The organism is Shewanella sp. (assembly GCF_013214165.1).
GTDB lineage: Bacteria > Pseudomonadota > Gammaproteobacteria > Enterobacterales > Shewanellaceae > Shewanella.
Window position 1 is genome coordinate 19,372 of record NZ_JABSSM010000051.1, and the last position, 13,272, is coordinate 32,643.

Annotated in this window: 10 protein-coding genes and 1 pseudogene; 8 read left to right on the forward strand and 3 right to left on the reverse strand. The window is 44.2% G+C overall.

The genetic code is table 11. The features are described from left to right. Positions 1 to 100 precede the first annotated feature (100 nt). The 3 genes from HRU42_RS14400 (at position 101) to HRU42_RS14410 (ending at position 4,550) form a co-directional block, all read left to right on the forward strand. A complete protein-coding gene (locus tag HRU42_RS14400; protein WP_295032018.1) occupies positions 101 to 2,254 on the forward strand; it encodes a TonB-dependent receptor in 2,154 nt (717 codons plus the stop codon). Positions 2,255 to 2,626: 372 nt separating this feature from the next. Next, positions 2,627 to 3,556 carry a triacylglycerol lipase gene (locus tag HRU42_RS14405; RefSeq protein ID WP_295032019.1) on the forward strand — a complete coding sequence of 310 codons (930 nt, stop codon included), beginning with the start codon at positions 2,627 to 2,629 and terminating at the stop codon, positions 3,554 to 3,556. A 25-nt stretch (positions 3,557 to 3,581) separates the two neighbouring features. Further along, the gene (locus HRU42_RS14410) at positions 3,582 to 4,550 is read left to right on the forward strand and encodes a lipase chaperone family protein (RefSeq protein ID WP_295032020.1); all 969 of its coding nucleotides are present in this window, start codon (positions 3,582 to 3,584) and stop codon (positions 4,548 to 4,550) included. A gap of 97 nt (positions 4,551 to 4,647) precedes the next feature. Here HRU42_RS14410 and HRU42_RS14415 read toward each other — a convergent pair whose 3' ends face one another. Next, on the reverse strand, positions 4,648 to 5,232 hold the full coding sequence (locus HRU42_RS14415) for a DUF4136 domain-containing protein (RefSeq protein ID WP_295032021.1): 585 nt from the start codon (positions 5,230 to 5,232) through the stop codon (positions 4,648 to 4,650). 224 nt (positions 5,233 to 5,456) lie between these two features. Between HRU42_RS14415 and HRU42_RS14420 the strand changes: the two genes are divergently transcribed. Both HRU42_RS14420 and HRU42_RS14425 read left to right on the forward strand, forming a co-directional pair. Further along, on the forward strand, positions 5,457 to 6,050 hold the full coding sequence (locus HRU42_RS14420) for a LysE family translocator (RefSeq protein ID WP_295032022.1): 594 nt from the start codon (positions 5,457 to 5,459) through the stop codon (positions 6,048 to 6,050). Between the two features lie 117 nt (positions 6,051 to 6,167). Then, positions 6,168 to 6,734 (forward strand): DUF1415 domain-containing protein, encoded by a 567-nt coding sequence (locus HRU42_RS14425; RefSeq protein ID WP_295032023.1) that lies wholly within the window; start codon positions 6,168 to 6,170, stop codon positions 6,732 to 6,734. Positions 6,735 to 6,830: 96 nt separating this feature from the next. Here the strand turns inward: HRU42_RS14425 and HRU42_RS14430 are convergent, their stop codons facing one another. Continuing rightward, on the reverse strand, positions 6,831 to 6,995 hold the full coding sequence (locus tag HRU42_RS14430) for a GNAT family N-acetyltransferase (RefSeq protein WP_295032024.1): 165 nt from the start codon (positions 6,993 to 6,995) through the stop codon (positions 6,831 to 6,833). A 1,021-nt stretch (positions 6,996 to 8,016) separates the two neighbouring features. After that, a pseudogene (locus tag HRU42_RS14435) lies at positions 8,017 to 8,966 on the reverse strand (alpha-amylase family glycosyl hydrolase). 335 nt (positions 8,967 to 9,301) lie between these two features. On the opposite strand from HRU42_RS14435, the gene lnt reads away from it, so the two are divergent. From lnt to HRU42_RS14450, 3 genes are all read left to right on the forward strand, one after another. After that, positions 9,302 to 10,909: an apolipoprotein N-acyltransferase gene (lnt, locus tag HRU42_RS14440; protein ID WP_295032025.1), complete on the forward strand. Its 1,608-nt coding sequence runs from the start codon at positions 9,302 to 9,304 to the stop codon at positions 10,907 to 10,909. A gap of 1,111 nt (positions 10,910 to 12,020) precedes the next feature. Next, positions 12,021 to 12,797, forward strand: a complete 777-nt coding sequence (locus HRU42_RS14445; protein WP_295032026.1) for a ribonuclease H family protein — start codon at positions 12,021 to 12,023, stop codon at positions 12,795 to 12,797. Positions 12,798 to 12,850: 53 nt separating this feature from the next. Beyond that, on the forward strand, positions 12,851 to 13,272 hold a 422-nt coding region (locus tag HRU42_RS14450; RefSeq protein ID WP_295032027.1), incomplete at its 3' end, for a sulfotransferase.

Consider the following 13,272-nt stretch of genomic DNA (forward strand, 5'->3'; position numbering starts at 1 on the left):
AACACACCTCGCAACATGAGTGAATAAAATGTAAATGATCTGTCAATTGTGATGCTAACAATTATCATTCGCGGAAACTTTGTTACATTCAGGACCAGACATGTCATTTTCACTTAGCAAAACGGCCATTGCCACGCGATGTGCACTGCTTTGCCTTGCACTCCCCTCACTCTCCGTCTTAGCCGATGATAACGCCCGCTCCACGGCCGATATCTCCATGGAACGCATGATTATCACAGGCAGTCGCAGTGTCGAACGCATCGATGAAGTGCCATCTTCGGTCACCTTGATCGACAATAAAATGCTTAAGCAAGATATGTTGATCAGCTCAGAGCTGCAGAATATACTGGCGTTCCGCGTACCGGGAATGGCGCCCAGCTCAGGCACCTCCAGTAATTCGGGGCAAACATTGCGTGGCCGACAGGCGCTCATCATGATCGATGGGGTACCACAGTCGACGCCACTCAGAAATGGTCAGTTAGGTGTTCGTTCCATCGATGCCGGAGCCATAGAACGCATCGAAGTGATCAAGGGCGCGACTTCAATTTATGGTAATGGTGCCTCGGGCGGTATCATCAACTACATCACCAAGAAGGCCAGTAGTGATGACAAGGCCAGAGTCCAGCTAGGCGCGTCGAGCAAGTTTAGCGCGGTAAAGTTCGAAGATACCCCGGGTTATCGCTTCGATGCATCCATAGACGGTACTGTCGATAAGTTCAGTTATGTATTGAGCGCTGCAATCGAAGAGACGGGCTTACAGCGCGACTCAGAAGGCGATGTGATCGGTCTTAAATATGGATTATCTGAGAGTAAATCGAAAAATTTATTCACCAAATTCGGCTATGCCTTCGACGAAGAGAAGTATCTGCAGCTGACCTATAACTATTTCGATGCTCAACAAGAAGCCGATTATGTGGACGTTGTCGGTAGCATCAATAGCGGCGTTAAGACCTATGCCATCAAAAACACCTCGGGTGGGCCAAAACTAGGCGAACCTCAAGGACCCCGTGGTAACCACAATCTGATGCTGAAATATATCGACGAAGAGTTCTTCAGCAATACTCAACTCACTGTCGATGGCTATGCCCAAGTTATTGAAAACATGTTCTTCTACTCGACAAGTCTGTCGAACCCCAGTGAGGGTTATGCCGGCGGCCAATCGCTGATTAAGTCTGATAAAAAAGGGTTACGAGTCAACTTCAATACCCAAGTTGATTGGGATGATATCGAGATCAGCTTTATCTATGGCCTGGATGCACTTAACGATGTTAGCTCTCAACCCCTGGATGACGGCCGGATCTGGGTGCCAGAGATGGACATGACCAACTTGGCCGCCTACCTGCAGACCAAGATAGTGATAGACGGAGACTGGATTGTTAAAGCCGGTATTCGTCAAGACAGTGTCGATCTTAGTGTCGATGACTATCCGACACTAAAAGTGTGCAAAAGTGCCGATACCTGTTCAATCCCTATGAACGTTAAAGGGGGGGATATCGATTATGACACCACCACTTTCAATGTCGGGATCAGATACAATATGAATGAGTATTTCAGCCCATTTATGAGCTTCTCTCAGGGCTCTGACATCTCAGATCTTGGCCGATTATTACGTACCGCTACAGTAGATGATATCTCGCTTATTCGTACCCAGGCCTCAATCGTCGATAACTATGAACTGGGTTTGTCGGGCCAATTTGCGGATCTGACCTATGAAGTTGCCGCTTATCGCAGCAATTCAGATCTGGGTACCGGCAGTAAATATGTAGTAGAAACCGGTGTCTACATGCCAGTTCGCGAACCACAGAAAATCTGGGGCTATGAGGCTCAGCTCAATTATCAGCTACAAGATAACTTAACCACCAGCGTCAGTTACAGCTGGATAGAAGGTAAAAACACCGATAAAGATACTTATCTCGACGGTAAAACCATCTCGGCACCTAAGTTCACCGCGACACTCGACTGGCAGCCAATAGAGCAAGCCAGAATCGGCCTAAATTACCTTTATGTAGGTGAGCGTAAACGCTTCGAGCCAGTCGATGGTCAATACATAGGCACACAAGGGCCGGTTAGCAGCTATAACATAGTGAACTTGAGTAGCAGCTACCAAATTGACAACTGGCAGTTATCTATGGGAATCGAAAATCTCCTTAATGAAGACTATTACTCGGCTCGCTCCCAAGCGTATACCTATTCAGGTTATAACATTAAGGGATTAGGCACCACGGTAAACCTTGGGGTGAAAACCAGCTTCTAATTTTCCCTCTGACTCTTGATGAAGGGCTGGCATTCGCCAGCCCTTCTTTTTTAGCTTGCTATAAATACGGCTAAATATGAAAATCGCAGGCACACATAAAACTACGATTAAAAAATACTTTATTAGCAATAGCTAAAGTGGCTTGCGTCTTAAACAGCTCCAACATCTAACGCCGTCACTCAGCTCCCCCCCCAACCGCTAGTTTTAAACGCTCCCACAACTCTTATCCTACCTGACTTTGAATAGAAAACAGAGCTTGATCCCACCTGTTTATTAAGATAACAATAATAACGGGCGGTCATTTTTCATACAGACCGTTAACTATAAATGACTTATCCAACAAGACAAATTAACCAGTCCCTAGGGAATAACATGAACAGATGGATCTACACACTTACAATTTTGCTTTTGAGCTTATCAAGTTCATTCAATGCGACGGCCAGCACATCATCATCGACGACGAAATATCCCATAGTGCTGGTTCACGGCTTATTTGGTTTCGATGATATCTGGGGTATAGATTACTTCTACCGGATACCTCAAACGCTACAGCGACAAGGTGCACAAGTATTTGTCGCGAATGTTTCACCAGCGAATTCGAGTGAAGTGCGGGGGGAGCAATTACGCAATTACGTCCAAGCCGTTCTTGCACAAACCGGTGCCGATAAAGTCAACCTGATTGGTCACAGTCACGGCGGCCCAACCATACGTTACGTCGCCAGTGTCAGTCCTGAAATGGTGGCATCGGTGACCTCTATCGGTGGCGTAAATTGGGGCAGCAAGGTCGCCGATTTCGCTCGTGGTGCAGTACCTGTCGACTCGGCGATAGAATGGCTTGCTCAGCAAGGTTTTAATACCTTAGCCTCGATCATTGCCGGGATCTCCGGCAATAATGGTCTGCCGAGTGACACCATAGCTGCGATGGAGTCACTCACTACGGTCGGTTCAGTCGCGTTTAATCAGCGCTATCCCGAAGGCATTCCGGCCCAATACTGTGGCCAAGGTTCAGCACTCGGTGACAACGGTGTGTACTACTTCTCCTGGTCAGGTTCCGGTCAACTCACCCATGTGTTCGATGCCAGCGATTACCCATTGAGTCTAACGGGTCTGCTATTTAATGAGCCCAACGATGGACTGGTCTCAAGTTGTAGTTCTCACTTAGGCTTAGTCATCAAAGATAACTACCAGATGAATCACTTAGATGAAGTGAATCAGACTTTCGGTCTGGTTAGCTGGTTTGAAACCAATCCTGTCACTCTATACAGACAGCACCTAAGTCGTTTAGCCCAACTAGGACTCTAATCTATTGAATAGGATTGGTATAAACATGAACGACAGAACTAAGCCAAGAAAAAAACTCACTAAGCTTATCGGCATACTTGGGCTGATTTCGTTAATATTACTCACCCTTGGTTTGGTTCTGTCTCCGGCTATGACGACCGAACATCGAAGCACCTCACCCAAATTAACCAGTAAATCAGAGGAAGAAATCCCAACACTTAGCTTACCAACAGCAGAGGTTCCACCGTCACCTCTGGAGATTAGTCAGCCATTAAATCTGGAGCTGGCACTAAGATGGAAGTTCGATGACATCATCTTAGAATATCAACAGCATCAAATGCCCTTAGAGCCTCAGCTAATCCAACTGGCTCACACGCTAGAATTAGACTCGACTGATCAAGCCTATCTTCTGGCCTTATTCGGGCGTTATCGTGGCTATCAACTGGCTCTTATCAAGATAAAAAAGCTCAGCCCCTGCATAGATGAAGATATGCAAATGAGCCAAAGCCTGGCATTTATCGAGCAGGCTCACGCTAGCCAATTTCAATTTTTCAGTGAGCAGGAGATCCAAGCCTTCTTCGCACAAGACAATGCTTACGACCAACAAGCGATAGCCAGAGCGGCCATCAGGCAAGATACCTCTCTGGGTCCAGAACAGAAACGACTATTACTGGCACATCAGATAAGTCAGTTAGATGAGTCAGAGCAACAAGCGCTCGCTCCCAGCTTTCAAGCCGCAAAAATTGCCGCCCTGCTCAATGGCAGGCAAACTCAACCAGCGGAGATGACGCCGGAAGTATCAGCCAGAGTAGAAATAGTAAAAATAGCGCAAGATGAGTGGAGATCGCGGGTAAAAGATTATCGAAAGTTCCGGCTGGCAATAAATGAAGAGTATGCGGATGCTGAGGAATACGGGATAAAAATTGCAGCATATCTTAAGCAGAATTTCACCTCGAAAGAGGTGAAACGATTACAGGTTTTTCTAAGAAATCCCAGTCTATACGATGCCAGCTAAAGCCCAAAATGAAATCAGCATAAATACCAAGATCCCTGTCATTGAAAATTTAGAGGAGAGGATGTAAAAATCCTTCTCCTAAATTCTATCTTTAAAATTAAACGCGAGGAATGCTTCTCAACATTAAAGAGATAAGTTCATCAAAACGTTGCTGCCTCGCTTTACCAGACTGCTTAAAGTCGGTAAAACCTTGTGCTAACACACGCCAAACAGGCTCTAGTTGCATAGGCTTAAATAACACCACTAACACAGAGCCTTTTTCATACTGTTCGCTATCGATACCAGCAGTCGATAAGCCAGCCACTAATCCGGCTTTACTCAAGATCTCCGCATCACTCATGTCGGACTCGAGTGCCAAACCAAAACCTATCAGCAGATCCGGAGACTCATCTATGGGCACGAGTCGGTAACCTTTAGACTCCATTATCTGAATGATCGAGGCGCGCATATGACGAACGACTTTATCACCGTCAAGTCTCTCATCCGCAACCACATTTTCCAATGAAGGATGCCAGGCAAAACGAGATGTTTTGTCAGAAATGAAACCTAGATCACCCGTTGTCACCATAGTCGTGCGCGTAGAGCTGGTTTCAACTTGCTCGACAGAGACGCAAGCCGTCAAGAGTGTGATTAAAAATAAGCAGATTATTTTTTTGATAATGAGGTTCCTTTTCGATATCACTCAACAATTTTCCAATGCCTCAACAATAACACAGCAAAGGTTAACCTGAGCTGACTCATAAGTAACCAAAATTGAAAACATTTGCCCATGAGTTATCTAACATAGTTATTTTGACGATCTTAGCTATCAATTTGGGTACTAAACTGATTACGATTGGAAATAATTTCTTCATTGTCTAACCAATTTAGCTAAGATGTCATCCCGATTTCCCCAACAGGTCTCATATGGAACTCATTTTAGCTATTACTCTGTTTGCCTTCTCGTCCGGGATAACCCCGGGGCCGAACAATGTCATGTTGATGAGCTCTGGGGTAAATTTTGGTATCAAACGCAGCCTGCCGCACTTAACCGGGATCTGTCTAGGTTTTCCCTGCATGGTACTCGCCATTGGGCTAGGCATGAGCACCTTGTTCCAGCTCTATCCTGTGCTTCACTTGGTCATCAAATATATCGGCATCGCGTACCTGCTCTACCTCTCATGGCTTATCGCTAATAGCAGCAGTAAGATGGAAGGCAAACAGACATCGAATCCATTGAGTTTCATACAGGCAGCAGCCTTTCAATGGATCAATCCCAAGGGGTGGATCATGGCCGTGGGCGCTGTAGCCACCTTCACCAATCTCGACACGGCATTAACACCGCAAGTCTTGACTATCGCGGCCGTCTTCTTCGGTGTCGCCTTTCCCTGCGCCATGATTTGGCTAGGCTTTGGCGTCGCCCTTAAACGCCTGCTTAAGAATGAAAAACAACAGAAGATATTCAACATCTCAATGGCACTGCTACTCGTGGCGTCGATCATCCCCATGGTGGCGCCATAAACTCTGTTTTTTAGCGCTCTGTGTTAACTTCGACACGGAGCGCTTGCGTACTCAGCCTTTCCTGCTTATCCTTGCCGCCATTGATGCATTACTAACACAGATTAAGGCTAGGCCGGCATGTCACAACACGAACAAGACAAAGCACTTCAGCTCATCGCTCAGCAGACTCAAAATTGGGTAGAAAAAGTGATAATGAAGTTCAACATCTGTCCGTTCGCTCGCCGGGAAGTCGAACGTGGCAGCATACGCTACACGGTGATCGAGGAATCCAAGATGCATAATGTACTCGAAGCCTTGATAACAGAGTGTAAGTTGTTGGATGACAATCCAGAGGTTGAGACCACACTGTTTATTGTCTCCCGTGGTTTCGAGGGCTTCTACCCTTATCTTGATCTGGTGGATGCGGCCAACAATCTGCTTGTAGAACAAGGCTATGAAGGCGTTTATCAGCTTGCCAGCATGCATCCGGATTACTGTTTCGACGGCGAGCCTATGAATGAGCCATCGAACTACACCAATCGCTCCCCCTACCCCTTGCTGCATATCATTCGAGAGGCTAGCATGGAGCAAGCACTAGCCAGTTATAAGGATCCTGAATCCATTCCCGAACGTAATATCGAATTTACCCAGCGCAAAGGCAGTGACTTCTTCGTTAAGCTGCTCTCCCAATGCATGAAGAAATAAACCTCATAATAATTTACTCATGGCAATGCACATAAGCTCGATACCTGCTGGGTGCCGCCAGCGAGTCTCATCTCCGGCGACATATCCTAAACTTTGCTAAAAACCAGCGGCATTTAATGAAGCAGATAAGCTCAACTCTTTTACTCCCGCTTTTTTAGCCTGCACTTCCAACTCGGCGGCAAGTAATTTGCCTATTCCCCTACCAGCAGCATCAGGATCAACAAAAGCAGCCTCTAATCGACAGAATCGGGGCAGGTTCATTTATTACGACTAAGAGACGATCATTTTCTAGCTGACTGTTAGACAAAAGCTTGTTTACTTGTCGGATAACAAGTTTCTAAATATCTGTTGTGGGTTCATGTGGCTGATTTTGTTATTTGGTTAGCTTCATCAATGCCATAGCTTCATTCTAATCTATAGCCTGCGGCGGTGCCGTGCAGGGTCTTGTATGTTCCAGACATACATAAGACATTTCCTATCTCCCTATAGGTCAGATTCACCAATGTCGTGCTCACATGGTCAGAGATGCTCCCTACATCTCAAGACATTTCCCATCTGACCCACAAGGTCTTAAGCGTTCCAGACGCTTTTAAGACATTTCCCATATCCCTATGGGTCAGCGTGGGGAATGCCTGAGTGATATCTGGAATATCGCAGGCCCTATGGGTCAGATGTGAATGAACGACCCTAACATGTAAACACTTCTACGAGGCGCCGGCTCTTGATTTCATAAGAGTCATCCCTGTGGGCTCTGCCAAAACAAACAACATCCATGTTTAACGGCCAGTTCGATAAAATATGTCCCTATAAAAAGGCCAGTTCAGCCAATTATGTCCCTATAAAAAGGCCAGTTCAGCCAATTATGTCCCTATAAAAAGGCCAGTTCAGCATCCATGCTTCTCGTTCATAGGCTCATGGCTTTACCATATTCACCATGCTTCTCGTTCATAGGCTCATGGCTTTACCATATTCACCCAATCTCTCGTTCGGAGAGTATAACTTCGTGATACCTCACCTTGAAACGGAAGCTCGCAGCCGCGTTCACACCCAGTTATTACTCTCTTCGATTCGGCTTTTCTGGCTAGTAACTCGTTTCTTGACAGAAATGCGTTAGGTTATTGGGTTTAATTAAGCTGACATTGATTAGTAATAGTATCTAGTTTATCTAACCCCCTAATTCGCTCCGACATGTTTATTTATCGACCAGCCTTTTAACGTAGGAGCGGCTTCAGCCGCGAAGACCTTTCCGAAGACCTTTCCGAAGACCTTTCCGAAGGCCTTGCTAAGGAGATGGATGAAGTGCATTGCTGCTGGCTTTACCTTTACACCATAGCCCACAGTTATGCTGCTGTTTGAAAGCACACATAGTATCCCAACGACCACTAATACCACTGTATTGGCGGCGAAATTCTTTCGCTGAGGTTATCCAGGCATCGGGTGCTATGCCAAGTTCATTGAGTAATTTAGGCTGGCTTGAATCAATAAAACCTTTTTTATCAGGTCTAATGGCTCTGCCTGTCCAATCGATAAGTTGGAGGTAATCACAGAAATGAAATGGGATGGCTGATTGAGTCGCTAGGTGGGCAGCACCATCGAATTGGGCAAGGGGTTTGAGTGGCTCACTCGAGGCTGATGCTGATTTATCATCATTGGTTTTAGTGTTTTTATCAGAAGTACTTAGCTCGATGATACGCTCCTGAATGGACGTATAATCAGATACTTGAAGTGTGTTCGCACTCATCTTCGCGATTGGCCCGACGGGCTATTTCTTCATTAAGGCACCTCAACTCTTCATTAAATCAAGTGCACGAGATACTCGATAAACGTTCATGCCACTCAGCAAGTAGACCATCAAGCAGTAGACGCTCACCCTCGATTAAGGTGTCACCATTCATGTATTTAGTCGCGACATCATGTCCTTTAGTCACCTTACACCAAAGTGTGATCACCTCGCGGTTAGACAGCGACTTAGCTCTATCAAGGTCAATTTTAAGCACTAGATGATAGTGATTATTCATCACCGCATAGGCACAGACATCGATACAAAAAATAGCAGAAAGAGCCTTAACTTTATCGACAATCCAGCCGCGTCTATGCTCGAAACTCTTACCTGTAAATTTATCTTCACCGCAAAGGTAGGCTCTTCTAACACAACGATTTATTATATGATAGAAGGTCGTCTATTCTGAGTCGATATTGCCCTAACAATCAGTTACGACGAGCTGAAGTCATAATCGTTATCCTGAACAACACGGAGTTGAGGTAACTTAAAGGTTAGTAGAGGATGCCCTAAAGCACAAAAGATATGGCTGTCCTGTCTTTATCTCTTTTTTTCTCTTTTTTTTCCGGCGGATATGCGTCAGGCACAAAAAAATGCACTTGAAATCGCATTTTTATCAGATGCTGAAAAAACAGCACTAAAATTAATACGAACTTAATCTAATAAATTGTGATCCTTAGCTGTAAACAGTCAAGGCTTTTCGCAAAAAATTAATTTGAATATCAGGCTGTTTCGGGTATCCTTCCCGAAATATTCTGGTTAGTAAACTGGTAGATCTGATTGCTCAATGACAAATTTGTTGAAAATTTTTTGGTTTAAAAAACTATTAGCTATTTTTGCTGGTGCGTGTATGACCTTGAGTTATGCACCATTTAATTATTGGCCAATGTCATTTTTTTGTTTCGCAATCATCATCTGGTTAGTCAAACCTACTGATGAAAATACAACGGTAAAAAAATCAGCTCAGCTTGGATTTTATTTTGGTTTAGGCTGGTTTGGTGTTGGTATTAGTTGGGTTCATGTTGCCATTGCTGATTTTGGTGGTTTACCTTTAATTATATCACTGCTGATAATGTTGATTTTATGTGCATATCTGGCACTATATCCAGCACTTGCATTTGCTCTCAGTTGTAAGTTATATCAATATAAGCGCCCATCAAGCTCCCGCTCAAAGTATTGCCTGCTGCACTGGTTTAGTTACTTTTCAATCTGTTTTATATTAATGGAAACTCTGAGAGGCATTGTGCTTACCGGCTTTCCATGGCTGTCTTTAGGCTACATTTTAACTGACTCCCCTTTAAACTTTTTAAGCCCGATAATCGGTGAATTTGGTTTATCTTTCGTGGTATTAATACTCTCTTTTGCGGGTTATTTACTGTTTCAAACAAAGCAAGTTTGGTTTTTATTAGCAAGCTTAAGCATTTTATTCATAACTTTACTTATTTCGCCGTATTTATCAAATACTCAACATCAAGACAAGCAGGTTAAGGTATTATTAGTACAAGGTAATATCGAACAGCAACTTAAGTGGAACCCTGATCATGCTTGGTCAATAATGCAAAAATACCAAGATCTCACCCGCAAAAACTGGGATGTAGATTTAGTTGTTTGGCCCGAAGCCGCCATTTCAAAAGTTGAGTATTTGGCAGGTGATTTTTTAACACAGTTAGATAGCGCAGCGGCATTTAATAATACAGCGCTGATCACTGGAATTGTTGACTATCAATTTGATACTAAAGCGATATATAACAACCTCATTGTTGTTGGAAAACGAAATCCAGATAGTAAGCAAGGTCACTATCATTACCTGCATGACAATCGCTATACAAAGCATAAATTATTACCTATCGGTGAATTTGTGCCTTTTGAAGATATTTTACGACCATTAGCACCATTATTTAATTTAGCTATGTCATCCTTTAGTGAAGGTGAAGCGATACAAAAAAACCTGGTTGCTAACGGCTTGAATATTTTACCAGCCAATTGTTTTGAAATTGTATTTTCTCATTTTTTAAGGCAAAACTACCAAACAAACTCAGATCTTTTATTAACTGTCAGTAATGATGCATGGTTCGGCGACTCACATGGGCCCCATCAACATATGCAAATAGCGAGAATGCGTTCCCAAGAGCTAAGGTTACCTTTATTACGTGTTACCAATAACGGCATTACCGCAGTCTACGATCCAATTGATGATATACAGCAAAGTACGCCACAATTTGAAACCAACGTACTTAAAACCCAGGTAAAAACCATATCAGGTGATACTTTTTATAGCCAACATGGTGATAAACCGATGCGATTTTTATTACTACTTATATTTTTATGCGCCGTATTAGCAACTTGTAAGCAAATAAAAACCAACCAAACATTAAACTTAGCGCAAACAAAATAATACACTTCATATCTATAGCCAGCTATCAGGTCTAAAAATATCTTGATAACCACTAAATTATCATCATTGTATTATTTATTTAGATTATTAGGTAATTCAAAAAAAAACCTCAAACGAAACCTGTTAACTACATTGAAGTTCATCGCTATAGGATGGCCTTTTTATTAATTCGGCTAACATCTTACGGAAGTAAGTTAAATCAGCAGTCCCTCTATCGAGTTGAACAACGCTTGGTTTTAAACCTTAGAATTTATCGAGAATTTATCGAGCCACCCAACATAAAAATAAAGCCATGGACCACATACCAGTACTGACATTGCGAGTGCTAGATGGCATGTAAGGCGATGATTTATATTAACTTAAAGTATCAAGGCGATGAGTTTGATACACCATGATAAGGGGACACCCATAAGATTTTTGATACTTAACCTCCCCCAAGTTCAACGTAGCGAATGCATGGTGCCAGCCATGATTAACCCCCTCAAATTAGCAATAATTCACACTCTAAAATCGAAGAGACAACTTATCTTGTCAATCAGCAGGTGTAGATACGGCATCGAGCTTCCAAAACAGGGCCTAAAATGTTCCCTACATTTTTCGGCATTCCCTACTACGACCCATAGGGATATGGGAAATGTCTTAAAAGCGTCTGGAACGCTTAAGACCATGTAGGTCAGAAGTTTTGGCAGAGCCCACAGGGATGACTCTTATAAAATCAACAGCCGGCGTCTCGCAGAACTTTCTCGAAGCAGAGAGTGCACAATCCTCGCCGGACAGGCGATAAGTAACAATGAAGGCGCGACCTTCAATGACATATCCCAACAGCTAAGGTCACTGGATTCCGGCTCAAAAGATCTGCCGGAATGACGAAAATAGACAGCTTATATGGTTATATCTGACCGCTATTATCGCCTGAGTCAATAGCGCTGTTTAGATAGCACTGACCCAGTTGCTTTTGCACCATGAGCTCGCCCGATAATACTGCTGTAAGATTGCGCAAACAAGCCCAGACTGATGGTTTATTGCCTAGCAACAGGTGACTTTTGCGCTGGGTAACCGTAGTATTTGGCAGAATATATCTTCTTCTATACAGCAAATTTAAGAGTATCAAATGGCTAAAAAGTTTTATGTGGTTTGGGTCGGGCGTGAAACAGGGATTTTTACTACCTGGGATGAAGCCAAGCGTCAGGTCGATAAATTCCCTAAGGCCAAATACAAGTCTTTCAAGACAAAAGTCGAGGCCGAGGCCGCATTTTCTGCTGGCTCGCCCCGTACTTACGCCGCTAAGCCAGCTAGCTCATCTAGCACATCTAGCACAAGCAAGAGTCAAAAAGCGCCGACAGCTAAGACATCTGCTTCTAATGCCGATTATGACGTGGTGATCTATACCGATGGTGGCTGTGAGCCAAACCCTGGGAAGGCAGGATCTGGGGTTGCCGTGTATAAAGATAATGAATTATCCGAGCTGTGGTACGGGCTATATAACAGCGCTGGCACCAATAACTCTGCCGAGCTCAATGCATTGCATCAGGCGTTATTAATCGCCAAAGAGAACTTGGCAGCGGGCAAGACGGTACACATTCGCAGTGACTCCCAATACTCGATAAATTGCATCACCAACTGGGCCTATGGCTGGAAAACCAAGGGCTGGAAACGCAAGACTGCCGGTGACATCAAGAACCTAGAAATCATTCAGGCATCACATGCCCTATATGATGAGCTGAAACAAAAACTGATTATCTCCCATGTGGCGGCGCATATAGGCATCGAAGGTAACGAGTTAGCCGACAGAATGTCTATTTATGCCATCGATAAAAAAGATGCAGAATTTTGCCGCTATCCAGAGCCGATAGAGCTTACTGGGATTTTAGGTTTACGCACGGGTTAACCCCCTTTTCCAACCGCCTGATCGACAATCAAGTCTTAAAGAGCAGCAATCACGTGACTGAGCAGAAAGTATTTATCCTAGGCCTACCGAGAACGGCCACCACCAGCGCCTGCGTCGCCACCCTGGCTATGGGATTTAAAACCGCGCACACCGCCTACACCCAAAGCGCCATGGATGAGGCCCAGATCATCGCCGACACGCCTATTTTTTGTGATTACCAGCGACTCGATAAGGCCTACCCAGAGGCTAAATTCGTTTACCTTACCCGAGAGTCTGACAAGTGGCTGCCTTCCATTCGCCAGTTGTTAGAACGCATGTATACCAACTTACAACGCAGCGACGGGGGCTTTAATCCGCTGTTAAAACGTTGCTATAACGAGATTTTCACCCCGCTCACCTTAGATAATATTGCCGATGATGACTTCTTGCTCGCGTGCTATCGACGCCACTACCAAGGCGCCTTAGACTATTTTAA